This window comes from Microbulbifer sp. YPW16, from assembly GCF_021290385.1.
Classification (GTDB): Bacteria; Pseudomonadota; Gammaproteobacteria; order Pseudomonadales; family Cellvibrionaceae; genus Microbulbifer; species Microbulbifer zhoushanensis.
Map to the genome: position 1 here is coordinate 3,206,571 of NZ_CP089928.1, position 22,722 is coordinate 3,229,292.

At 58.6% G+C, this 22,722-nt stretch carries 21 protein-coding genes; 11 read left to right on the forward strand and 10 right to left on the reverse strand.

The window, feature by feature from the left end; translation table 11 throughout:
• Positions 1-702 precede the first annotated feature (702 nt).
• The 5 genes from LVE68_RS13935 (at position 703) to LVE68_RS13955 (ending at position 4,218) form a co-directional block, all read left to right on the forward strand.
• Positions 703-1,533, forward strand: coding sequence for a S1 family peptidase (locus LVE68_RS13935; protein ID WP_232940984.1), 831 nt, complete (start codon positions 703-705; stop codon positions 1,531-1,533).
• 94 nt (positions 1,534-1,627) lie between these two features.
• The gene (locus tag LVE68_RS13940; RefSeq protein ID WP_232940985.1) at positions 1,628-1,945 is read left to right on the forward strand and encodes a hypothetical protein; all 318 of its coding nucleotides are present in this window, start codon (positions 1,628-1,630) and stop codon (positions 1,943-1,945) included.
• Positions 1,946-2,140: 195 nt separating this feature from the next.
• Positions 2,141-2,860, forward strand: coding sequence for a methyltransferase family protein (locus tag LVE68_RS13945; RefSeq protein WP_232940986.1), 720 nt, complete (start codon positions 2,141-2,143; stop codon positions 2,858-2,860).
• Between the two features lie 230 nt (positions 2,861-3,090).
• Positions 3,091-3,489, forward strand: a complete 399-nt coding sequence (locus tag LVE68_RS13950; protein WP_232940987.1) for a GFA family protein — start codon at positions 3,091-3,093, stop codon at positions 3,487-3,489.
• Between the two features lie 441 nt (positions 3,490-3,930).
• The gene (locus LVE68_RS13955) at positions 3,931-4,218 is read left to right on the forward strand and encodes a hypothetical protein (protein WP_232940988.1); all 288 of its coding nucleotides are present in this window, start codon (positions 3,931-3,933) and stop codon (positions 4,216-4,218) included.
• Between the two features lie 62 nt (positions 4,219-4,280).
• Here the strand turns inward: LVE68_RS13955 and LVE68_RS13960 are convergent, their stop codons facing one another.
• On the reverse strand, positions 4,281-5,075 hold the full coding sequence (locus tag LVE68_RS13960; protein ID WP_232940989.1) for an SDR family NAD(P)-dependent oxidoreductase: 795 nt from the start codon (positions 5,073-5,075) through the stop codon (positions 4,281-4,283).
• Between the two features lie 552 nt (positions 5,076-5,627).
• Between LVE68_RS13960 and LVE68_RS13965 the strand changes: the two genes are divergently transcribed.
• Positions 5,628-5,915: a DUF2845 domain-containing protein gene (locus LVE68_RS13965; protein ID WP_232940990.1), complete on the forward strand. Its 288-nt coding sequence runs from the start codon at positions 5,628-5,630 to the stop codon at positions 5,913-5,915.
• Between the two features lie 14 nt (positions 5,916-5,929).
• On the opposite strand, the gene LVE68_RS13970 is transcribed toward LVE68_RS13965, so the two are convergent.
• Positions 5,930-7,789 carry a sensor domain-containing diguanylate cyclase gene (locus tag LVE68_RS13970; RefSeq protein ID WP_232940991.1) on the reverse strand — a complete coding sequence of 620 codons (1,860 nt, stop codon included), beginning with the start codon at positions 7,787-7,789 and terminating at the stop codon, positions 5,930-5,932.
• A 430-nt stretch (positions 7,790-8,219) separates the two neighbouring features.
• Here LVE68_RS13970 and LVE68_RS13975 point away from each other — a divergent pair, with 430 nt between their 5' ends.
• The gene (locus LVE68_RS13975) at positions 8,220-8,477 is read left to right on the forward strand and encodes a VOC family protein (RefSeq protein ID WP_232940992.1); all 258 of its coding nucleotides are present in this window, start codon (positions 8,220-8,222) and stop codon (positions 8,475-8,477) included.
• 41 nt (positions 8,478-8,518) lie between these two features.
• On the opposite strand, the gene LVE68_RS13980 is transcribed toward LVE68_RS13975, so the two are convergent.
• On the reverse strand, positions 8,519-10,402 hold the full coding sequence (locus LVE68_RS13980) for an MFS transporter (protein ID WP_232940993.1): 1,884 nt from the start codon (positions 10,400-10,402) through the stop codon (positions 8,519-8,521).
• Between the two features lie 187 nt (positions 10,403-10,589).
• Here LVE68_RS13980 and LVE68_RS13985 point away from each other — a divergent pair, with 187 nt between their 5' ends.
• Together LVE68_RS13985 and LVE68_RS13990 are read left to right on the forward strand one after the other, a co-directional pair.
• Positions 10,590-11,012 carry a hypothetical protein gene (locus LVE68_RS13985; protein WP_232940994.1) on the forward strand — a complete coding sequence of 141 codons (423 nt, stop codon included), beginning with the start codon at positions 10,590-10,592 and terminating at the stop codon, positions 11,010-11,012.
• Complete coding sequence (locus LVE68_RS13990; protein WP_232940995.1) at positions 11,009-11,209, forward strand: helix-turn-helix transcriptional regulator; 201 nt, start codon at positions 11,009-11,011, stop codon at positions 11,207-11,209. Before LVE68_RS13985 ends, LVE68_RS13990 begins: the two co-directional genes overlap by 4 nt.
• A 27-nt stretch (positions 11,210-11,236) precedes the next feature.
• Here the strand turns inward: LVE68_RS13990 and gdhA are convergent, their stop codons facing one another.
• The gene (gdhA, locus tag LVE68_RS13995; RefSeq protein ID WP_232940996.1) at positions 11,237-12,583 is read right to left on the reverse strand and encodes an NADP-specific glutamate dehydrogenase; all 1,347 of its coding nucleotides are present in this window, start codon (positions 12,581-12,583) and stop codon (positions 11,237-11,239) included.
• Positions 12,584-12,818: 235 nt separating this feature from the next.
• Here gdhA and LVE68_RS14000 point away from each other — a divergent pair, with 235 nt between their 5' ends.
• Together LVE68_RS14000 and LVE68_RS14005 are read left to right on the forward strand one after the other, a co-directional pair.
• A complete protein-coding gene (locus LVE68_RS14000; RefSeq protein WP_232940997.1) occupies positions 12,819-14,045 on the forward strand; it encodes an ATP-grasp domain-containing protein in 1,227 nt (408 codons plus the stop codon).
• 155 nt (positions 14,046-14,200) lie between these two features.
• Positions 14,201-16,210, forward strand: a complete 2,010-nt coding sequence (locus LVE68_RS14005) for a hypothetical protein (protein ID WP_232940998.1) — start codon at positions 14,201-14,203, stop codon at positions 16,208-16,210.
• 27 nt (positions 16,211-16,237) lie between these two features.
• Here the strand turns inward: LVE68_RS14005 and LVE68_RS14010 are convergent, their stop codons facing one another.
• The 6 genes from LVE68_RS14010 to LVE68_RS14035 form a co-directional block, all read right to left on the reverse strand.
• Positions 16,238-16,774, reverse strand: coding sequence for a DsrE family protein (locus LVE68_RS14010; protein ID WP_232940999.1), 537 nt, complete (start codon positions 16,772-16,774; stop codon positions 16,238-16,240).
• A gap of 15 nt (positions 16,775-16,789) precedes the next feature.
• Positions 16,790-17,947, reverse strand: coding sequence for a glycerophosphodiester phosphodiesterase (glpQ, locus tag LVE68_RS14015; RefSeq protein WP_232941000.1), 1,158 nt, complete (start codon positions 17,945-17,947; stop codon positions 16,790-16,792).
• 153 nt (positions 17,948-18,100) lie between these two features.
• On the reverse strand, positions 18,101-19,732 hold the full coding sequence (locus LVE68_RS14020; RefSeq protein WP_232941001.1) for a long-chain-fatty-acid--CoA ligase: 1,632 nt from the start codon (positions 19,730-19,732) through the stop codon (positions 18,101-18,103).
• Between the two features lie 148 nt (positions 19,733-19,880).
• Positions 19,881-21,335, reverse strand: coding sequence for a M48 family metalloprotease (locus tag LVE68_RS14025; protein ID WP_232941002.1), 1,455 nt, complete (start codon positions 21,333-21,335; stop codon positions 19,881-19,883).
• A 21-nt stretch (positions 21,336-21,356) separates the two neighbouring features.
• Positions 21,357-22,019 (reverse strand): hypothetical protein, encoded by a 663-nt coding sequence (locus tag LVE68_RS14030; protein ID WP_232941003.1) that lies wholly within the window; start codon positions 22,017-22,019, stop codon positions 21,357-21,359.
• Positions 22,020-22,031: 12 nt separating this feature from the next.
• Positions 22,032-22,703 (reverse strand): hypothetical protein, encoded by a 672-nt coding sequence (locus tag LVE68_RS14035; RefSeq protein ID WP_232941004.1) that lies wholly within the window; start codon positions 22,701-22,703, stop codon positions 22,032-22,034.
• Positions 22,704-22,722: the final 19 nt, after the last annotated feature.

The following is a 22,722-nucleotide window of genomic DNA, read 5'->3' on the forward strand; positions in this document are numbered from 1 at the left end:
AGTTTGCATTGCGCAGCTTTTTGCGCTACCCATGCGCTTCCAGCATCACGTATAAAGTGCACAAAATAAGCTGCCCCTGCAGGTGGCGTAATGCGAGAATCAATTTGAGAAAATTAACAGTTTTCCTGGTTTTCAACTTCCCGCTTTCTGGATTGGCGGTTGATGTGACTTCAGTCGAGGTTAATCTTTTCTATAACGAAAGTGGTTCTTTCCCGGAGAATATACTGGAGGCTGAGAACTTCTTCCTGTGGAATACTGTTATCGGGGAGGGGAGTGCTTCGGAGCCAGTGACCGGTTCTTGGTTAAAGTGCAATTCGAAGCCCGAGTGAAAAGTATGTAACAGATAGTGTTGATCTGAAAGTGCTGGCAAAGGATTCTGTGAAATCCTGTACCCTGAAGTTTACTCTGGAGTTCTATTCAATGAGGCCGGCTCAGCTTATCGAGCTTCAATCGTCGCTGGCCATAATTGCCAGCCGCTTGTAATTGAGGTTGGCAGTGTTGAAAAGGTTGTTGAGTTCTCTTGTGGTGAGTAAGCGCAGAATCAGGGAAAACAGACGAGGGCTAACTATGTACACATTACGCGCTATCCCTGTGCTCCATTATCGCGATCGCGGGTACCGTGCACATACCTGGTTGTAATTTAAGCATTGGTCACTTTAGTGATCTCAAAATGCATAACAAGGAAAGAAGGATTTTAACAGTATGAAGGAATATCTTTTCATGGCCCTGCTGGCTATGTCATCCACGGCCAGCGCTATTATCATCAGAGACGACATTGACGATGAGAGGTATCAAATCCCTGCCTCTGCACTACCAGCATTGGCCGATTTCCCGGGTGAAGGGCATGGTGCCCTGATATCCCCTGAATGGGTTGTTACCGCCGCGCATGTGGTTTGCATGCAGGATATCGAAGAGATCACCATTAACGACCTGCCGCGTAAAGTTGAATCCGTAGTCGTTCACTCTGGACACAAGATGCCACCTGACACACTGGTCAAAGAGGCGTTGGCCTCTGGTGACGGCACTGAGCTGCGGGCATTTCTCGCGTCATCCGACGACATTGCACTTGTTAAGTTGAGGGCAGCTGTGACCGATGTGAAGCCAATTTCTCTCTATCGTGGCAGCGAGGAAATGGGCAGGCGTGTCCAGCTAATCGGCAAGGGCGCCACGGGCAATGGCAAAGAAGGTTCGGAGCCCGACGCCGCACATCGCACCACTTTGCGCAGGGCCTTTAACGTGATCTCCAGTGTTGATACACGCTGGATTTCCTACACGTTTGATTCGCCAAATTCTGGCGTTCCACTCGAGGGGATGGCGGGTAATGGCGATAGCGGAGGGCCGGTCCTTGTCAAGGAAGGGGGCCAATGGCAACTTGCCGGGCTTGTCTCCTGGGACTCCAGTCAAAGGGACTTACGTACGTATCGTGGCGCGCGCTACGGTGATGGCGGAAACAATGTTCGCATCTCTCATTACATAGCTTGGATAGAAAGCAAAATATCTCCGGACAACCAAGTGCAGAGGCCGGATCGGTAAGAGGCTAACTATTGGCTGCAGGCGGATAATCCAAGCCATGGTTGGGCGCGGCATAGATTGCAATCTTAATGTTCAGGGCGCTCAAGGAGGAGTTATGAAAAAGGACCTGTTCATTGCGGATTCACTTGTCACTCTATTCTGCTTTTACCATCTGGCCAGAGTTTTTGGCGCAATTGTGGCTGGCGAGAATTTGAGCGTAAATTCCTACATTTATATGCTGCTCGGGTTGTTTAGCTTATCGGTTTTGAAGCTATATGCCGCATTCAAGGAAACCGGAGCGCTGGAGAACGGAAATCTCATCGCGCTTTATCTGCAGAGAAAGGCTTTAGAAGAGCAAAAGAAGATCGATGATCTCAGGCGTGGAAGCTCTTTAAGTTGGATAAACCATCCCGCCATAGGTAACCCGGTATGAGAGCAATAGGCACGGGCCAAATAAACGCCGGCAGCAATGCTCACGGCCTTTGTGCCCCTGCGGCCCAGCTTAGCATTTGAGTGCTCTGCGGGGACTATTTACTGCTATTTTGCCTATCGAGGGGCCAAAGTGGGCCGTCACTGTTCATGCCTCTGAGCTCACACTCAAGTCAGTTGTGTTTGGGGAGGGGAAGACATGCCAGAGAAAACCGTTAGTCGAGGGGCAGCTAAAGCTGCAACCGCTCGCCAGTGGATCAGGTTGGTTGCGGTATATCTCCTTATCCCGCTGATTTTGTTGATATCTGGTGGCGACCTTGGTTGGTGGCAGGCATGGCTCTATTCCCTGTTGCTCATAGCGGCCGGTTTGGGCGGGCGCATGTGGGCTGAAATGCGGCACCCTGGACTGATGGCCGAACGGCAGAATATTGAAAACTTCCAGAACGCAAAAGCCTGGGACAAGGTGCTTGCTCCACTGATGGCAGTGAGTATCGGGCTACCTATGGTCATCGTCGCAGGGCTGGACCATCGGTATCACTGGTCTCCAGGCTTCCCCCTATGGCTTAACCTGACGGGCTTCGTGCTGGTCTGCCTCGGATATGCCTTCGCTGCCTGGGCATTGGTGGAGAATCGCTTTTTCTTTAGCGTGGTGTGTATTCGGGCCGATCTTGGGCATATGGTCTGTGACAGTGGCCCCTACCGGCTTGTCCGGCACCCGGGCTATGCGGGAAATATTCTTGCACTGTTCGGTATTGCTGCTGCCCTGGGCTCGGTATGGACGCTGATTCCTGCGGCGGTGGCTTCAATCATCGCGGTGATTAGAACCGTGCTTGAAGACCGGGCCCTACAGAAAGAGTTGCCGGGCTATCGGGACTATGCGTGGCGCGTGCGTTATCGATTGCTTCCGGGGATATACTGAGAGTTCTGTGTGCTGATCCCCCCGGCCAGGGGTTGCGGACACTCAAGTGAGTTAGCCAACTGATGCCGGACGCCGAGCAGCTGCGCTGGTTAGTGCGGGGCTGTATGTAAATTGTACGGCATGTCGCCTGGTTATGCATACTGTTGGGGCGATTAATAGCTGTATAGATGAACAGTGTTTGTGTAGAGTGGTGGACTATAATCCCAATGCCCAGTACACAAAGGTGATTTATGATCAAGGGAAGCTGTTGTTGTGGGGTGGTCCAGTTCGAGTTAGCCGAGCAGCCAGTTATGATGGGGACATGTCATTGCAGCCGATGCCGGAAAGTGGGTGCAAGCAACCTGGTGTTTGTAAAATCGGAATATTTTCGGCTTGTGAGTGGGCGAGACCAGATATCAGTCTTTAAGGCCATACCTCCCTATAAATATGACCGTTGCTTTTGCTCGGCCTGCGGCACTGCGCTTGGTGAGATTTTATCGGAGGAAGAGTCATTTCCCCTGGCGGCTAACTGTATAGACGGGGATATTGGGCTTGAGAATCAATTCCATGAGTTTGTCTCGGAAAAGCCGGCCTGGCTGGAAATCGGCGATACAGCAAGGCAGTTTGATGAGCACCCCATCGAGCCATAGGCGAAGGCCTGGCCGGGAACTGAAAATCGGTTACCGGTGTGTGGGCGTAATGGCTTTGGCCTGGATATTTAGATGCTCAGGGTTTTAGGATATGTCGAGCTGCTATTGTCAATCCTGGCCTTATCATTAGCCTTATGGCCTGTATCCGGGCTTTGTGTGGACCGGGTTTACGGTTTTGATTGTGAGAGTTGGTTCATATTTGGCGTGAATATATTTGCGCCTGTTGGGCTGATACTGCTTCTCTGTTCTCTCTTGACATTAAAGCTGAACTCGCTGGCTCCCCAATACGCACTGGCTTCAGGTTCTTTGATTGTTATGGGGTATTGGCTTGCGCATGCTGTATAGAAAAATGCTTAACAGGTGCAGGGACCGTGCCGCCAGGAGCGCTGGAGGCTGTCCTGTACGACGAGTGTTGAATGCCAGGATGAGGCGCTATTGAAAATGAAGCGAGCTGTTCACCTGCCTCTGCTGGTTGCCGGTTTGTCGACCGCAGCTGGAGGTATCGCATTTGTATATAACTGGCAGTGCTACGACGGCGGCTGGCCTTACTTCGGCATTGTTCTTTTGCCCGGTAACCTTGTGCTGTCGTTGTTTACCGAGGAGATCGACTTCTGGCCCAAGCTGGCCCTGCAGATGAGTGGGCAGTTCCTGGTTACGTTCACTGTTGCCGTCTGTGGCGTCAGGATGATCGGGTGGCTGAAGGGATGCCTGGGTGGCAGTCGGCCGTAGATTATCAGGCCGCCCGACCGGTGCCATCCGGCAGGCATCCGGAATGCTCGTCATAGCAAGCGTTATACGATTGACTTGATCAGCCCGCCTTCTGCCTTGATGCTGGCGCCATTGATGGCTGAGCTCAGGGGGGAGGCAATAAAGGCAACGATACTGGCGATTTCTTCCGGCTTGATAAAGCGCTGAATCAGCGAGTCGGGCTCGGTCTCGCGGAAGAACTCGGACACAAACTGTTCTTCGGACTTACCCTGTACCCTGGCGCTCTCTGTCAGCCAGCTGCTGACGCCTTCGGTCAGGGTAGGCCCTGGCAGGACTGAGTTTACGGTGATGTCGGCGCCGCATCCCTGGGTCAGGTTGGCCAGGCCGCGGCCGATTACGATCTGCGCGCCCTTGGTCATGGAATAGTGCACCATGCTCTCCAGGCCCCGCATACCCGCCTCGCTGGCAATATTGATCACCCTGCCAAAATCCCTCTTCAGCATCCCGGGGAAATAGTGACGGGACAGGCGCACGGTGCTCATCACGTTTGCGCTGAAGAAGGCCTGCCATTCATCGTCGTTGATTTCCTCGAAGGGCTTCGGATTGAAGATGCCCATGTTGTTGATGAGGATATCGATCCCGCCGGTGGCATCAATTTCTCTGCAGATGTTGTCGCAGTCGTCAGTGTCAGCCAGGTCGCCTTCCACTGCCAGTACGTCACCGTGGGAAGAAAGTTCGCTTACTACCTTTCCTGTATCACTGCGGCCGTTGATGATGACGCGTGCGCCCTCATCTAGCAGGGCAGTGGCTATGGCCCTGCCAATCCCCTTGGTGGAGCCGCTGACAAAGGCCGTCTTTCCCTTGAGTTGTAAATCCATTTTCCGGGGCTCCCCTGGCTTCCATCTCTTTGTGCGGATATCCGCGGTCGCCCGATCAATCGATAAGCCTACGCGGTTCAGAACCAGAGTATAGGCGGCCCGTATGCGACCGCGCCCCAGGCAATGATGAGCCCGATCTGTGGATCTCGCGCAGAAGCTGCCCTACGCATTGTGGGGGCGCAAAACACACACCTGGTCGCCGTAGTAGTTGTCCTCATAGTTGCACTCGGTCTCTTGGGACTGTGTGCGGATACCCGTTCCGGTCAATCTACTTAAGATGGTCATCTGTCGCTCCTTTCCTGCTTCAGGGGTGGGGGGGGAATTACCCCCTGGTGTTTCAGTGTGGCCAGATTAGCTTCCGCGGCCTTGCGCGTGAAATGGCTTTTCTCACTCAGCTTGATAAGTGGAGGCTATTAGTTGGCGCTCTTTCATTGTTGGCCACTGGACTCCGTCGACGCCAGCGGGGAGGTTCAGCACAGGTTAAGTCCGGGCCCGGCAGGGTATTGGCAGGGAGCCCCGGCAAGCGGGCTCATCTGTCCGGGAGTAGAGCCTATGTTCAGGCAAGTTGTTGTAGCACTGCTGTTGTCCGCTTTGGCTGCACAGGCCAGCGCCCTGCGCTGCGGCAACCGAGTGGTGCAGGAGGGGGATCTCAAGATCGGGGTGCTGGAGAAATGCGGCGAGCCCATCCTGCACGAGCAGATCGGTTACGTGGATGCGCTCAAGACCGAGCGGCGGGTGACGGTGCTGAAGATCGACGAGTTGGTCTACCGGATCAATGGCGATCTGCTGAGCCTGGTCTTTGAGGGCAACCGGCTGGTGAAGATCCGCAGGGGGGAATAGACCGGGTCCGGCTGTCAGGCCGGCGCTGGTTCGGGGGCCGGCTCGCGGTAATCGGCAACCCGGTTGCGACCCTCCTGTTTGGCCTGGTAGAGCGCCCTGTCGGCCTCGACCAGCAGGGTTTCCAGGTTGTTGCAATTGTCCTTGTGGGCGAGACCGATACTTGTGGTGAACGTCAGTATCCCGGCGGGAGACGGGACCGTGATGGTGGTAACGGCAGCGCGGAGCCTTTCGGCGGTCTGCTGTGCATTCTGCCTGCTGCCGGTGACCAGCAGCCCGAATTCCTCACCACCAAGGCGTCCGAAGACGTCGGTTTCGCGAATATTGTCCAGCATGCAGCGGGTGAACCGGCGCAGGGCCTCGTCCCCGACGGCGTGGCCGTGGCTGTCGTTGATTGCCTTGAAGTGATCCAGGTCAAACATCAGCAGGCTGCAGCCCCGTCCGTTGTGTCTCGCCAGGTGGATTTGCCGCTGTGCTTCATCAATAAAGCTGCGCCGGTTGCAGATGCCGGTCAGGGGGTCGGTGCGTGCTTCCAGCTCGGCGCGCTGTCGGGCCGCCTCCAGTTCGTGGGTTCGTTCGCACACCATGGCTTCCAGTTCTGCCTTGGAGCGCTCCAGCTGCTGCCGGTACTGCTGTTCTGCGGTCCGCTTTTCCTGGCCCAGGCTGCGCACCCGGATTCCCATGGCCGCCATGATGGTGAGCATTTCTGTAAACGAGGCAATGGGCGGCCAGTAGTAGTTGAACAGGTTGTGCCCTACAACACCCAGATCCCGCAGGGCCTGCGTAAACAGGCCGGTAACCAGCAGGCCCCAGGCCAGTGCAAACACAGCCGCCGCCCCCGAGCCCTGTCGCCAGCGGGCGATTGCCACCAGCGTTACCACCGGGTAGAGCAACAGGGCCACAGTAATCGTGACCAGGGCCACTACTTTTAATTGCAGTGTGGCGCCGATCAGGAGCAGGGCGGCATTGGCCATCATCAGCACCAGCACCCGGTCGAGTCGCGGTGTATACCGGCGGCTCTGCAGGAACAGGCGTGCGAATGCGAGCCCGCACAGGATGCTGACTGCCCCAGTAATGGACATGTAGTGCCACTGGAACTGTTCGCGAAGCAGGTACTGGTGTGTGAATCCCAGAATGGTGCCCCAGGCCGCGACCTTGGACAGGGCATAAACCGAATAGAAATAGAAAGTACGCTCGCCGGTGGAAACACCGCATACCAGCGAGAAGACCGCCATCAGGAAGAAACCACCAAACAGGAACGCGATAACACTGTTCTCGAGTAGCTGGGTCTTGCGCAGATTATCGGGAGTCCAGATGCGCATCGACGGGAAGACAAACCCGGCTTCCGCGGAGCTGAACCGCACCAGTAGCTCCCTGTGCTGGCCCGGCTGCAATTCCAGCGGCAGGATGAAACGGTGATGGTCAATCGGCCGCTGGTCGAAGGGAGCCTGCATCGACAGCCGGGCCAGCCCGTGATACTGGCCGGTTCCCGGTGTCGGGCGCTGGTAGGCGGCCAGCTCGATCAGCTGGTGATCGACATATTCCAGGTTGAGGGTTACGGGGCGGGGCGAGGGGTTGTGCAGGACAAAGTGCGACCAGAAAGCCCCCCTCTTCAAGCCCGTGGAGCCGGCCGACTTTAGTGGCTTGAATGCACCTTCCGCATGGGCCCGGGCGGCCTCCTCGACACCACTGCTGTCGGTGTGGTCGTGCCAGGTCTCCAACTGGCCCGTGCGCCTGCTGCCGTTTTCTTCCCCTGTCACCACGATCAACTCGCTGGCGAGCAGGGGCGCTGGCAGGGCACCCAGTAATACGGCCAGGAGGAAAAACAGCCCCCGCGAGAACGGATAGGCTGTAAAAATGCGCTTTTTGTCGTTCATTATTGTGTTTATTTTGCAGTGGGGCATGTGAACACGGGCGGTCGAAATCACAAAGGTTGCGGACCTGCTTCACACTTTTGGTAGATTACTACAGTCTGCCGCTGAGGATAAGGTGGTTCGCTGTGGATAAAGTACCGGCATAAAACCGGTCTTGTGGCTCGTTAAAAAAACAGGAAATATCGTTCAGTCAGCCAGCCTGATCCCCGGATGCTCAATCAGTCGAATCCTGGCGCCGGGTGCGGATAATTGATGCTGAAGTGGTTATTGTTGAAGCGAACGTTCGGTAAGTTTTCCGCAGAGGATTATGGAAGGAAACAGGAATGATACTGAGCCATGTCTCCCTAGGCGTGGACGATGTCACCGCGTCTGTACAGTTCTACGATGCGGTGCTCGCGCCCCTCTCGACCGTCGCTCACACTATGAAGCGGGCGTGGCTGCGTCCTATGGTGATGGCCTGGAGTTCTGGGTGGGCATCCCTTGTGAGGGGCGGCCCAGCGCCGGCAATGGTGTCCATGTCGCATTCAACGCGCCCAACCGCGACTCGGTCGATGCTTTTTACCGGATCGGACTCGAGCAGGGTGGGCGGTGTGCCGGCAGGCCGGGACTGCGCCCGGAATACAGCGACTCGTATTATGCTGCTTTTATACTCGACCTGGACGGCAATAAAATCGAGGCAGTAGCAACCTGAGGCCCAACCTGGGGCAGTAACGGCCGCTACCGCCCCGTCGTTCAGCGCTGCTCGCCCCTCAGCCCCAGAACTACCTCCTGTAGATTTTCTGCCCGCGCAGAGGCCGCATCCAGCGGCTTACCGGCCACCACGCTGACCCGCGACCAGAATCGCTTTGGCAGCCTGGTAAAGGCGTTGCCGCCCTTGTGACTGAAAAAGCTGCCCCAGAGGCCGCGCAGGGCCATGGGAATCACCGGTACCGGATTCTTCTGCAGTATTTTCTCAATGCCTGCCCGGAAGGGAGCCAGCTCGCCATCTTTGGTCAGCTGGCCCTCGGGGAAGATGCACAGCAGGTCGCCGTTCTCAAGGGCCTGCTCAATTTCCACAAAAGCCTGTTCGTAGCCTTCCGGGTCTTTCTGCCGGGAGCAGATGGGAATCGCGCGGCCGGTGCGGAAAATAAAGTGCAGCACCGGGATCTCGTAGATGGGCTTGTACATGATAAAGCGGATGGGGCGGCGCACCGCGCCGGCCAGCAGCAGCGCATCCACGTAGCTCACATGGTTGCAAGCGATGATGGCCGGCCCTTCGGCGGGGATCTGCTCCAGCCCCTCGTGCTTCACCCGGTACATGGTGTGGGACAGCAGCCATACCAGCAGGCGCATGGCGAATTCCGGAACCCGGTTGAACACGAATACTGCAACCGCCGCGTTCATCAGCGCCATTACCATAAAGAACTGCGGAATGGTGAAGTCCAGTACGCTCAGGAAGACAATCCCCAGTATCGCGGAAATCACCATAAACAGGGCGTTCATGATGTTGGTCACCGCAATAACGCGGGCCCGCACGGCTTTGTCTGTACGGTCCTGGATCATGGCGTACAGCGGCACGATATAGAGCCCGCCGAACACGCCGATCAGCGCCAGGTGTAGTAGGAAGCCCTTGGCGCCCGCGCTGGCCCAGAAGGCTGCCAGGGAGGTCTCGGCCAGCGGTGACAGGCCGCCGCCGATCACCGACAGCATGATGCCACCATAAGTCAGGCCGGCGGCCCCCAGGGGCACCAGGCCCAGTTCAATACGGCCGCCGGAAAGGCGCGAGCAGAGCAGGGAGCCGATGGCCACACCCACGGTGAAACTGCACAGCAGCAGGGCCACCAGCGGTTCGTCACCACCAAGCACGTTTTTGCCGAAGCTGGGGATCTGGGTCAGGTAGGCGGCGCCCAGCAGCCAGAACCAGGAGATGCCGATAATCGAGTAGAAGATGGCCGGTGTTTTGGTGATTTCCCGCAGCAGGCGCGCGGTCTGGGTGACCGGGTTGAGCTCGATCTTCAGGTCCGGTACCGGTGCCGGGGCGCTGGGGATGGCGCGGCACACCAGGTAGCCGGCCACCGCGATGCTGATAATCAGCACGCCGATCCACTGGCTGCTGCTGCCCGCATCGCTGGCGCCACTCAGCACCGTACCGACAATGGTGCCGCCGAGGATGGCGACGAAGGTCGCCATCTCCACAAACGCGTTGCCGCCCACCAGCTCCGAGCGGCGCAGGTGCTGGGGCAGGATGGCGTACTTGATGGGCCCGAAAAATGCCGACTGTACGCCCAGCAGGAACAGTACCAGAAGGCACAACGCGTTGTTGCCCAGTACCAGCGCAGTGACGCCCAGGATACTGATGCCGATTTCCGCCAGCTTGATACGCCGGATCAGCAGGCGCTTGTCGTACTTGTCCGCCAGTTGGCCGGCGGTGGCGGAGAACAGGAAGAACGGCAGGATAAACAGGCCCGCGGCCAGGTTGTTGAGCGCGTTGGCCTGGTCCGCCGCCAGCCGGAAGGCAATCATCACCATCAGCGCGCTCTTGAACACATTGTCATTGAAGGCGCCGAGGAACTGGGTGAGGAAGAAGGGCAGGAAGCGCCGGGTACCCAGCAGGCGGAATTGACCGGGGTTAGCCATGGGCGGGTCTCTTGTTTCCATTTTTCCCTATGGTACGCAAATTCAGGCGCAATGAAATCTGCGCGGGGAAGATGCATTCACCAATGTAAAGCCTCCTTGACATAAGTCGGTGGTGCCCCTAGGGTAGGTAAAGCACGCTTTACATACAGGGGAAGGCATAATCACAACAACATGGAGAAGAAGATTGATGCGTCACGATAAACTGCCCTCTGAAACCCGGAGTCACCATATTTTACGCAGCAATGGGAGGCTCGCTCTCTGGACCGGCGCCTGGTTGCTGACCACTGCCCTGATGACGTTTGGCGCCCGCCTGTTCTGGGCCGGTAACGGGATCCTTACCCTGCTGGCGATTGCGCTGAACCTGCTGGCCGGGGCATCTATGATCCTGGCCACGATCCGGCACCTGCAGGTCCAGGATGAACTGGAACGCAAACTGTTCCTGGATTCGGCCGCCATCACCCTGGGTGTGGGGCTGGTGGGTGGGATCGCGTGGGAATTCTACGGTAACCAGCCCGGCTCGCCCTTTGCCCCGCAGATTTCGCACCTGGTCCTGTTGATGGGAGTCACCTTCCTGGTGAGCCTGGTGACAGCCTCCCGGAGGCTGCGGTGAAAAATCATCTCAAGTCCCTGCGGGCCGAGCGCGGATGGACCCAGGCCCACCTGGCGGAGAAGCTGGGGGTGTCACGGCAGACAGTGGTGGCGATCGAGAAGGGCAAGTATGACCCCAGCCTGCCGCTGGCTTTCAGCATTGCGCGGGTTTTCGGCCTCGCGATTGAGCAGGTCTTTATCGACGAATCCCGGCAATAGCACTGTCGGCCCCGGTCTGTCCGGGACTCAGCCGATTCCCTGGGCGTAAACGGCGCTGGCCACACGCCGGAATGCGGCCAGGTTGGCCCCGCGATGGTAGTTGATGTAGCCGTCATCACCCTCGACGTCGGCAATACACTGGCGGTGGATATCCTGCATGATTTCCAGTAGTTGCTGGTTCAGTCGTTCCTGGTCCCAGCGGGTGAAAGAGGCATTCTGCGCCATTTCCAGCCCGGACAGCGCCACGCCCCCGGCGTTGGAGGCCTTGCCTGGCGCATGGGGAACACAGGCCTTGTGAAAGGCCTCCACGGCTTCTGCGGTACAGGGCATATTGGCGCCCTCTGCCACCAGCGTGACACCGTTTTCAATCAGCGCCCGCGCATCGTCGCCATCCAGTTCATTCTGGGTGGCGCAGGGCAGCGCGATATCGCAGGGAAAGTGCCAGGGCCTTGCGCCCTGGTGCCACTCGCCGCCGCCGGCATCCGCCATCCGGGTAAGTAATTTTGTCGAACCGGCCCGGTGGTCCATGGCCTCCTCTATGAGCTCCTGGGGAATACCATTCTTGCAGTAGAGAGCACCCTTGCTGGAGCTGAGCGACACCACTGTGGCACCCAGGTGCCCCGCCTTCAGTGCGGCGTGCAGGGCCACATTGCCGGCACCGGATATCGCGATTACCTGCCCGTCCACCTCCTCGTCCCGCTTCGCCAGCATGCAGCGCAGGAAATAGACCAGACCGTAGCCGGTGGCTTCCATGCGAACATGACTGCCGCCGAACTCGATGTCCTTGCCGGTCAGGGCGCCGCTAAAGGTATTTGCCAGCCGGCGGTACTGGCCGAACATATAGCCGATCTCACGCCGTCCCACGTTGATATCGCCGGCCGGCACGTCGGTGTTTTCGCCGATATGGCGATAAAGCTCGTCCATAAACGCCTGGCAGAAACGCATGATCTCCCGGTCTGAGCGTCCGCGCGGTTCGAAATCGGCGCCACCCTTGCCGCCACCAATGGGCAGGCCGGTCAATGCATTCTTGAAGGTCTGTTCGAAAGCCAGGAACTTGAGGATCGATTCATTGACTGTCGGATGGAAGCGGATGCCGCCCTTATAGGGACCGATGGCGCCACAATACTGCACGCGCCAGCCGCGATTTACATGTATATCGCCGTTGTCATCTTCCCAGCAAACACGGAATGAGATGATCCGGTCGGCCTCGCACAGGCGGGGCAGGACACAGGCGTCATACCATTCACTTTTCTCCCGGTAGAGGGAAAATACATCCCCGGCCACATCGTCGATGGCCTGCAGGAACTCCTCCTCGCCCGGATTGCGTTGCTTTACCCACTGCCTGAACTGCTCCAGGCTTTCGTCGTTTTTCACAGGTGCTCCCCATCAACAGGTGAGTTTTCCGGATGTGGCTATCCCAGCCAATTATGGTCCCCAGGGTCGGTTACTTTACGAAAGCAGTTTAATCCCACGACAGTATCCATTCCATCGTAAGCAGACCTACGATAGGGTGGTGGCAGAGGTTCACATTATTCATGGTGACACCTGCGGTCCGGGCTGTTGTGCCGCTGCACGGTTTTGCTGCAAAACCCGCGAGATGGAGACCGACATGGGAAATTTCGACAGGAATAAAGGTTACGTGGCCATTCTGGGCTGGAGCCTGAATGCAATTGACGCAATCGACCGGTTCGACCGGCGTTACGTGATTGTTGCACCGTCCTGGGCCGAAGAGTACGCCAATAAGCACGATATTCCGTTTATTTCCTGGAACTTCGAGCGGCTCAATGAACGTTCGATGGAAATCGCCAAGAGACTGAAAGACGAGGGGGTGGATGTAGCCATCCCGCTGTTTGAAGAGACGGTGGAGTGGGCCGGGGCGATCAACGCTGTGTTGCTGGATAACCCGCGCCTGATGGGGCAGTCATTGCTGTTCCGCGACAAGGCACTGATGAAACGCAGGGCACAGCTGGGCGGTATTCGCGTGGGTATTTTCGAGGAGGCCCAGGACAAGGGGGATGTTATCCGCTTCCTGACGCGCGTGAACCAGGCACTGCTCAAGCTGGACGGCGACCCCAACGACCCGATCCACCTGAAGGCTTTCGATAAGGCCGGTTGCCTGGGCCACAGGGTGGTCCGCACTGCCGAGGATGTCGACAATATTCCCGACGAGGAATTCCCTTTCCTGATGGAGAGCCACCTGGATGGCTGGGAATTTGCGGTGGAGGCCTTTATCAAGAATGGCAAAATCCATTTCATGAACATTTCCGAGTATGTGACCCTCGGCTACTCGGTGTTTGTTCCGGCGACACCGGACCTGGAGAAATGGCGCCCGCGGGTGGAGGAGGAAATCCAGAAGCTGATCGATACCTTCGAGATCGATTTCGGCTTTATCCACCCGGAGTATTTTGTCACCAGCGACGGCAAGATGTATTTCGGCGAGGTGGCCTATCGCCCGCCGGGTTTCAATGCGTTTGAGCTGATTGAGCGGGCCTACGGTTTTAATGCCTACCAGGCCATGGTGATGATGTTCGACCCGAAAACCACCGATGAGGAAATCGAGGCATTCTTCCCGAAGGAGGTGGTGGATGCTAAAGGCCATGCGGGCTGTTTCGGGGTCTATCCGCGCCGGCGGGTAGTCAATGAACTGAAGATCCCCGATGCCACTGAGAACCATGCCTATTTTGAGTTTCACGAACTCCAGTCACCGATGCAAAACAAGGTGCCCAAGCGCAGTGCCTTCGGCACCCACTGGGGCCTGGTGTATTTCTTTGGTGACGATCCCTACCAGCTGCGCGACCTGCTCAAGGCCCAGGAAGAACTGGATTACTACCTCTAGAGCCTTGGGCGGTCACGGGAGCAGGGCGCCGGCAATGCCCGGCCCTGTCCGGGCGCGGCACAGGTCCGGGTACCGCGCCCGGTGCGCTGTGCCCGGTAATTTACAGGCAGGTGGGCTAAACTCGCCTGTCTGATGAAGCTGAGCAGGTTGGTGAAGTGGAAAGCCGGCAACTGATCGACAAACTGGAATATGCCATTGAGCAGCTGGAGCAGGCGCGCCCGTTCAACAAGGTGCGCTTTCGCTCTGCGGTACTGGACGTGGGCGGGCGCCTCGCCGGCGAGCCGGGTGGCGTCGACGCGCTGTACCAGCTGGCGGCGCGGTGTGACCGGGCGGGGATTTTTGCCGATACCCCCTGGGACCAGCCCGCGACCCTGCTGCCTGGGCTGGTGCGCAATACCCTGGAGCAGGGTGACCGGCAGACAGTGCTGATAGAACTTCTCAGCCAGTTGCGGCTGCTGGCCGTCAGCAATGGGGTTTACACCCATGCGGGAATTCCCGCGGAACAGGCACGTCATTTCCTTGCCCAGGTGATGGCCCTCAACCTGGATCACCTGCTAGCCGGCCCCGGTGAGGCGATGCGCGCGCGACTGGGGCGTACCAGTACCGCAGTTTCCGGGGTGTTCCGCTACCTGCTCGAAAACATCGGTTTTGCGGATATCCTTGGCAGCCTCGTGCACGAGGTACGCCGCATCATGTCGCAGCGCCCATTGCAGGTGGACAGTGTCAAGTCGATGATTACCCAGATCGCCCTGGCCCGTAGCCGCGGGGAGGGCGGCAATGGCGCTGCGGCGGCGGATGCTGATCGCCTGGTCAGCAACCTGTTTGGCCCCACGGCAACCTGCGCCGATGATCCGGGCGTCCAGCTTTACCTGGAACGGGTTGTCCGGCTGTCCGCCGGGGAACTGGAGTCGGAGGCAAGCGCATTCGCCCGGGCCATGCATGAGAACGGACTGGTCTCGGACTACCATGCGGTCTTCCTGCGTTGGCTGGCACTTGCTGATGTGGACCTTCCGATAGCGCGCGAATCACTGCAGGCCCTGGCCCTGGGGCTCAGCAGCACCGGTCTCGATGCGCTGCGGACCTTTCATGACCTGGTGGGGCGCTTGATCGAGGGGGCAGTGCACATAGGCACCGCCCAGAGTGTTTATGGCCTGGCCCTGATACTCGAGAGCGGCATGCTCTACTCGGCGCCGGTGGCACCGGCCCTCTGGCGCCAGATTGACCTGCGATTATCGCCAGTGTGCGCAGAGATACAGTCGACAGTGTTCGGCACCCAGGTCACACCGGCAACGCGCCTGCTGGCCGGTACTATCCAGGTACTGGGGCAGCCGCTGGGTATCGGCCAGGGGAATAACCCTACCTGCCAGGCGGCGCGGGCCATTTCCATGTGGGCCTCCAATGACCCGGACTACCTGCTGCACCTGATTTCCCGTGCCGCGCATTTTGATGAGATCGTGCTGCATTTCGAGGGGGAGCCGATTTCCTCGGCCGGGGCCGCAGGGGCAATGATCCCGTTGGATACCGACCCGGTTTCGGTATTGCTGGTGCCGCACCTGGACCTTATCTACCGCCTTATGGGAGAGTTGTGTGCGGGCCGCGGTGATGACCCGCACCGCTGGATCAATCCCGAACTGCACGGCTGGTGGGTGGGGCGCGAGTGTTTTCTCGCCGTGGACATCCAGACCGGTGGCCTGCGTGACTATGATGCATTCCTGCACCGGTTCTATTGCAGTTATCACCCATTTTACAACGGCAACCAGCCTATCATTCATCCACAGCCCGCCGGACTGGCGGTGACCGACAGCACCGGCATCTTTGTCGGCTGGCATGCGATCACATTAATCCGTGTGGCGCTCGACGGCGACAACGTCATGCGGCTGTATTTCTTCAATCCCAACAATGACAGCGGCCAGGACTGGGGCGCCGGGGTCAAGGTGTCGACACATGGGAACGGCGAGCGCCATGGCGAGGCGTCGCTGCCGTTTGCCGAGCTTGCCTCCCGTCTCTACCTGTTCCACGACGACACCGAGGCCCTGGTGCCCACCACCGCGCCGGACGCGGCGGAACTGCAGGAAGTAAAGCAGATGGCCCTGTCCAGCTGGGCTGCAGGCCGCGATGCCACCGCGCAAGCCCCTACGGTTGCCGGCAGTAGCGCGCAGGGTTAGTGCCGGGCCAGCCCCTGGATATACCGCTTAGAAAGGGTTCAGTGTGTAGCCCTGTTGTTGCAGGAGCGCATGGGCCGTCATGGCGGAGAGGGCCATTTCCACACCAGGTAACAGCTGGGCTTTGCCGATTCCCAGATGGGCGGCGGACTGGCCGCAGATCATCACCCGGACTCCCTGCTCCTGCAGTGCCGCCAGCAGTTTTGCATTGGGGTTGGCTTGTCCGTACTTTTCCCGGTGGGCACTGTCATTGAGCAGGTCAAATCCGGCCTTGCCATGGACCACCAGCGCCAACTGGATGTTATCCGGGTCTACACCTGCCCGGGCATGCATATTCAGGAAACGGGCCAGGCTGTTGAATTTCCTGTTTAGCTCTCCTTTACCTGACTTGTCCACTGCATCGAAGGCCACCTTGAATTGCTGGTTTGGCTGCAGTGGGTGGTCCTGAATCACCGGCGCAGTTTTACCGTATTCCTTTATCACTGGACCGGGTGTGAATTCAGCGGCAGCTATGGTGGGAATCCACATTGATGCAGAAACGGCAACAAGGTACTGACGGATTTTCATTGAAATTTCTCGCTGTTATTGTTGTTGCGTCTTTTTCAGTAAACCGGCCTTTTCAGAAGCTGCCGGGGCTCTCCCACCCGGTGAGCCAGTTGCATCAAGGAAGGCGCGCACCTGGTCCGGGTGGTCGGTAAAGAGCCCGTCGATGCCGATATCCTCGATAAACAGGGCGAGTAACCTGTCAAACTCCCCCAGCACTGGCGGGACTTCCTCGCTGTCGGCACGGAAAGTATAGGGGTGCACCCGCAGACCGAGGGCCTGGGCTCTCCGGGATATGCCGTTGTCGTTGATGGCGTTTTCCGCTGGAGTCACCAGCATCATTGCCCAGGGGCCGATACCGTCGGCATACCCGGCGATCTTTTCCAGCCCTTTGGGGGTCAACATCCAGTCGTAGCTGTAGTTGACCCAGTGACCTCCCTGCTGGACCTTTTTCTCGCCCCAGCTGGTGGCGGCAACCAGTTGTACCAGCGGCAGGTCCATGTCCATTGCCGGCATCAGTTCCCCGTCGATGCGCTGTAGCTCCTCGGCATCGAAACTCTGCAGGAAGATTTTACTGGTTTTGTCGGTATACCCGTACTGCTTCAGTGTCTCAAGGGTGCGCCGTGCAATGTCGCGGCCCTCCCGGTGGTGGAACCAGGGTTGCTTGATCTCCGGGTATATGCCGACCTCGTATCCAAGGCTCTTGTTCAGGCCCTGGATCAGCTCTATCTCTTCTTCAAGGGTGGAAAGCTGGAAGCTGGATTTCCAGAGCGGGAATCGCCCGGGATATTTTGGCTTTCGCTCCTCGATATCACCTTCGAAAGTCTCGGTTACCCGTAAACGCTTCAGTTCGGGGAGAGTGAAGTCGATGGTGTAAAAGTGGCCATCTTCGCGGGCGCGACCCGGGAATACACGGGCAACGTCCGTTACCTGGTCGAGGTGGATGTCATGCATCACGATCAGGTGCCCATCCCGGCTCAGGACCAGGTCCTGTTCGATATAGTCCGGGCGCATTCCGTAGGCCAGGGCCTTGGATTCAAGTGTGTGTTCGGGGAGGTAGCCGGACGCCCCCCGGTGGGCGATCACCAGTGGGTCATCCCGGTCGGAGGCGGTAGCGGTATTGGCATATGGCACCAGCAGCTGGGTGCAGAGAGCAATGGCGGTGAAAAAGCTTGCGGTAACTGGTGTTATTTTCATGAATGATACCTGCCGGGGCTATACGGTCAGAATCAGTTTGCCATAGTCATTGTCACATTGTTGTGACGGTTGCTGGTGGGGAAGCGATGCGGGCGGTGGGGAAACAGCGCGGCCCGGTATCAAGCCGCGCTGTTCCGGTGGATGGTGGGCGTATCAGGCTGGCTGTTCTTCCGGCCAGCGATAGTTGGCGAACTGTTCCCGCAGGTCTTTCTTGCTGATCTTGCCGGTGGCTGTATGGGGCAGTTCTTCCGCAACGACACAATCGTCGGGAATCCACCACTTGGCCACATTGCCCTCAAAGGCGGCGAGTACCTTCTGTGGGTCCGGCTCGGCCCCGGGCGCGGGCACAATCACCAGCAGCGGCCTTTCGGCCCACTTCTCGTGGGAGATGCCGATTACGGCGGCCTCGGCCACCTCGTCCAGTGCCATGGCACAGTTCTCCAGCTCGATGGAGGAGATCCACTCACCGCCGGACTTGATCACATCCTTGGTGCGGTCGGTGATGCCCAGGTAACCCTGGGGATCGATGGTGGCCACGTCGCCGGTATCGAACCAGCCGTCGTCAGTGAGTGCTGACTCCGCCGCGCGGTAATAGCGCTCGCAGATCCAGGGGCCGCGAACCTGCAGGGCACCGAAGGCGATACCGTCGTGGGGTTGCGGCTGGCCCTGCTCGTCCACGATACGCATCTCCACGCCGAAGGCGGCGGGGCCCTGCTTCAGGCGCAGTGCTTTGGCCTGGTCCCCTGGCAAATCTTCCGGTACCCGCGGGTTGTAAGTGCCCAGCGGGCTCATTTCGGTCATGCCCCAGGCGTGGTGGGTGTAGACCCCGTGCTGTTGCTCGAACTCCTCCATAATGCTCCAGGGGCAGGCGGAGCCGCCCACCACCACACGGTTGAGGCTCGGCAGGGTGCTGTCGGTTTCCCGCAGGTATTTGAGCAGCGCCAGCCACACGGTGGGGACGCCAGCGGCGATGGTTACGCCCTCTTCGCGGATCAGCCGGCTCAGGGTTTCACCGCAGGCCATCTTGGGCCCGGGGAATACCAGCTTGGCCCCCACGGCGGGCACCGCGTAGGGAATCGACCAGGCGTTGACGTGGAACATGGGGACAACCGGCAATACTGCCTCACTGCCCTTCAGGGCAAACACATCCGGCATCAGCACGCCGTAGGTATGCAGCACCATGGCGCGGTGGGAATAGAGTACGCCCTTCGGGTTGCCCGTGGTGCCGGAGGTATAGCAGAGGGCGGCCGCAGTATTCTCGTCCAGTGACGGCCAGTCGAATCCTGTCGGCTGTGATTCAAGCAGCTCCTCGTAGCAGACCAGGTTGGGCAGCGTGCTGTCGGGCATATGGGCACGGTCGGTCAGGACCACGAAGCCCTCAACCGACGAGAGTTTCGGGGCCAGCGCCTCCAGTAGGGGGACAAACATCGGGTCGATAAACAGCCAGCGGTCCTCGGCGTGCCCGACAATATAGGCGATCTGTTCCGGGAACAGGCGCGGGTTAATGGTGTGGCAGACCAGGCCGCTGCAGGAGGTGCCATAGTAGAGTTCGAAGTGCCTGTAGTCATTCCAGGCCAGGGTGCCGACCCGGTCGCCGGGCCTGGCACCCAGGGCCTGGAGAGCATTGGCCAGCTGTGCACTGCGCGCAAAGGCGTCGGCATAGGTATAGCGGTGGGTGGGGTTGTCGGCAGTAAAGGAAACAATCTCACTGCCGGGGAAGTTAGCCTGCGCGTGGCGCATGACGGCGGTCAGGGTGAGTTGGGACGGCATCATCAAACCGTTCATTGTTGGCTCCTCATTATCGTTATTGTCTGCTTGTCGCTGTCGTTATTAAGGTAACGGCTCCGGTCAGTGTGGGAAAGGGATTTCGGCCCACACAATCCGTCTGGTGGGTCACATTCCGGGCAGTGCCTGGGGCGGTGCCCGGGCCGGATTACTGGACTATCTTGATCCACTCGCCCGGCTGGGGTTCGCCGCGGGGATAGTAGCCGTTCAACAGTCGCAGTTGCTCCTCGGCGTACTCGCCGATATCCATGTGCCGTGCCAGTGAAGCAAAGGTGGTTTTGTCGTTGGCCTGCACATAGCGCAAACGCCTGATGTTGGGCTGGATGATGTCGCTTTTACGCAGGGGACGGAAGCTGCGAATGCTGGTGAGGAACAGGTTGTCGTACTTGTTGCGGTTGTCTGCATCCCGCAGCGAAGGGTCGTTAATCTTGCCCTCGAGGATATACTGGCGGCTGCCGTAAAAGACCACCGCTACCCGTTCGGGGCTGTCGGGTGAAGACACCGGGAGCTTGCCGGTGTGCCCAACCAGGCGATACTGGTTGAGTTTCTCATCCTGCTCCAGGTTACGCACGTCGTAGACTTCACGCAGCGCCATATCGGCGGGCTGGTTGCCATTGCGGTTGTCCACCTTGATAGTGATGGTGGCCTTGCCCTCGGGATGGGTGCCGACAATGGACGAACGCTCGTTTTTTACTTCCCAGCCATCGGGGAACAGCAGTGAGAAGCCAAGACGGCGGTGATTGTAGCGATTGCGATCTGACTGCTGCGCATTCTGTCCGTAGACGATGCCCTCGGTTTTCTCTCGGAAGTTCTCCACTTTCACTTCCTTCTTGTCCTTGGGCAACTCACCGGCGGCGGCCACCACTTCCTGCAGGCGGATATCATTGCGCGGGTGGGTGGAGAACACACCGTGGTAAGTCTGGGGCTTCTTGCCTTCGACCCGCGCCTTGCGGCGGGCAAAGGTCTCCTGGTCTTTCAGCAGCCCAATCACGTTGATCATGGCCTGGGGGTCGTAGCCGGCATTGAACATATACTGGGCCCCAAAACGGTCGGCCTCCAGCTCCATATCCCGCCCGTAACCCTTCACCGCGGCAGTGGTCCACAGGTTGGCGACATCGCCCACCACGCCGCTGCCGGTAACCAGTACCGACAGCACCGAGGCGACCCCGGCGCCGGTGGCGGCGGTTTTCTGCCGAACTGCGTGCCGGGCGGTGATATGCCCGACCTCATGCGCGAGCACTGCCGCCATCTCTGCCTCGGAGTGCAGGTAGGTGAGCAGGCCGCGATTGATGTAGATATAGCCGCCGGGCAGGGCGAATGCGTTGATGTCCTGGCTGTCGATGATGGTGAAATTGTATTTCAGGTCAGGGCGATCACTGGCCTTGACGATCTTCTGCCCTACGTAGTCGACATAGGCGGTCAGCACCGGATCCCGGTAAATGGGGGTGCTCTCCACCAGCTTCGCATGCATTTCCTGCCCGATACTGATTTCCTTTTCCTCGGACATCAGCACCAGGTCGGGCCGGTTGGTGGCCGGATTGAAAGCACAGCCGGCGATGGCCGCCAACACTGCGCCGATCAGGATCTTATTAGTATGTTGCATCGCTCCGTCTCCCTCCCTCAGTTAACTTTTGGTAGCCTGGCTCGGCACCAGGAACTGCTGCAGTTGGGCTGCCATGCCCTTACAGGCATTGTTCTGCACCCGCGCGATTAATGGAATGGGAATAACAATGGCGGGCATATAGGAGGTGCCCTTGGCATCGGCGTTCAACTTTCCCGAGAGCTCCTGGTCGCGAAAATCCCATACTGAAGCTTCGTAATCCGACTCCTTGTCCCAGGTGCCGAAGCCAAAGCAGCCGGCACCGCCGGTGCCGATAGAGCAGCCGATGGATCCGGCGCTGGCCGTGGTCTCGGTTGAACCGTCTATCCAGACGATATACTTCACCCCGAAAGCCTCAAGCCGCTTACGCACCTCACTATTTTCCATCAGGCGGTCCAGGGATTTCAGGTGAAGCGGTGCGGTACGTGGCTCGAACCAGGGGTACATGGCGTCGACAAAATGCTGTTCCGAAATTACCGTGACGCCGCCGTCGGGGTTGTGTAGCGTACGGCCCACGCAGTCAATCAGGTCCGGCTCTGTCTCGTAGTCGCTGGAATGTCGCCGACCGAGAATAACCACCGAATCACCGTCGGCCAGCTCGCCATCGCTGCGCCGGTACTCATCAATGACAACCGTGGTACAACCGGTGACCGCGGCCACCAGAATTACAAAAAATACCTTGACCACAACAACCTCCTGTTAGTCCGTGGTTTCCGCTTCCCCGTCAGGCTGGTCTTTCATAGAGAGGGCCCGTTGCTTACTGGCTACCAGTGCCTGCAGTTCCGGCACCCGCTCAAAACCGGTATACAGCGTAGCGCCGGCATCCCGCAGGGCCACATTGATAGCCTGGCCCAGTGCTGCCTCCCGGGATTTCAGGAAGGCAGTCGGGGTTTTGCCGTACGCGGTGATAACCCAGTTGGCAACCTGTTCGCCATTTTTGTCGTAGGCATACATGTCGTACTTGATCCACACCTCGAAAATATTTACCCGGGTTTCCCGCGGCATGGTGAACTGGAGCTCCCGTACCTCCGGTACGATTACCAGCTCGATGTTGTCAGGGAGCTCCTGTGGATAGCTCGACAGTGGAATGGACTCGGTGAACATGGCGCCCAGTACTGTCTGGAACAGGTTCTGCTGTGCACGGCCGGTATTTATGTTCCACTCATCGCGGTCTTCGCTGTCTTCGTGGTAAGTGAATTCCCGGAAACCCTCGCTCAGGTAGTAGCCGACATTAAGTGGGTACTGTTCCCCCACCGGTTCCGGGTATTCCCCGTCCACCTGTACAGTGTGTGCACAGGCTGTAACCAGCAGGACTGTTGCAGTTAGCGCCAATCTGGCTGCAGCGGAAAATCCATTTCTCTTCAAGGCCATGGGTCGCTCCTGTCAGTGC

Coding starts and splice junctions, on each gene's coding strand:
- glpQ (WP_232941000.1), bottom strand. CDS start 17,947: ATGAAAATAACACCAGTTACCGCAAGCTTTTTCACCGCCATTGCTCTC.
- LVE68_RS13945 (WP_232940986.1), top strand. CDS start 2,141: ATGCCAGAGAAAACCGTTAGTCGAGGGGCAGCTAAAGCTGCAACCGCT.
- LVE68_RS13960 (WP_232940989.1), bottom strand. CDS start 5,075: ATGGATTTACAACTCAAGGGAAAGACGGCCTTTGTCAGCGGCTCCACC.
- LVE68_RS13985 (WP_232940994.1), top strand. CDS start 10,590: ATGCGTCACGATAAACTGCCCTCTGAAACCCGGAGTCACCATATTTTA.
- LVE68_RS13955 (WP_232940988.1), top strand. CDS start 3,931: ATGAAGCGAGCTGTTCACCTGCCTCTGCTGGTTGCCGGTTTGTCGACC.
- LVE68_RS13950 (WP_232940987.1), top strand. CDS start 3,091: ATGATCAAGGGAAGCTGTTGTTGTGGGGTGGTCCAGTTCGAGTTAGCC.
- LVE68_RS13980 (WP_232940993.1), bottom strand. CDS start 10,402: ATGGCTAACCCCGGTCAATTCCGCCTGCTGGGTACCCGGCGCTTCCTG.
- LVE68_RS13965 (WP_232940990.1), top strand. CDS start 5,628: ATGTTCAGGCAAGTTGTTGTAGCACTGCTGTTGTCCGCTTTGGCTGCA.
- LVE68_RS13935 (WP_232940984.1), top strand. CDS start 703: ATGAAGGAATATCTTTTCATGGCCCTGCTGGCTATGTCATCCACGGCC.
- LVE68_RS14010 (WP_232940999.1), bottom strand. CDS start 16,774: ATGAAAATCCGTCAGTACCTTGTTGCCGTTTCTGCATCAATGTGGATT.
- LVE68_RS13970 (WP_232940991.1), bottom strand. CDS start 7,789: ATGAACGACAAAAAGCGCATTTTTACAGCCTATCCGTTCTCGCGGGGG.
- LVE68_RS14035 (WP_232941004.1), bottom strand. CDS start 22,703: ATGGCCTTGAAGAGAAATGGATTTTCCGCTGCAGCCAGATTGGCGCTA.
- LVE68_RS14025 (WP_232941002.1), bottom strand. CDS start 21,335: ATGCAACATACTAATAAGATCCTGATCGGCGCAGTGTTGGCGGCCATC.
- LVE68_RS13940 (WP_232940985.1), top strand. CDS start 1,628: ATGAAAAAGGACCTGTTCATTGCGGATTCACTTGTCACTCTATTCTGC.
- LVE68_RS14020 (WP_232941001.1), bottom strand. CDS start 19,732: ATGAACGGTTTGATGATGCCGTCCCAACTCACCCTGACCGCCGTCATG.
- LVE68_RS14000 (WP_232940997.1), top strand. CDS start 12,819: ATGGGAAATTTCGACAGGAATAAAGGTTACGTGGCCATTCTGGGCTGG.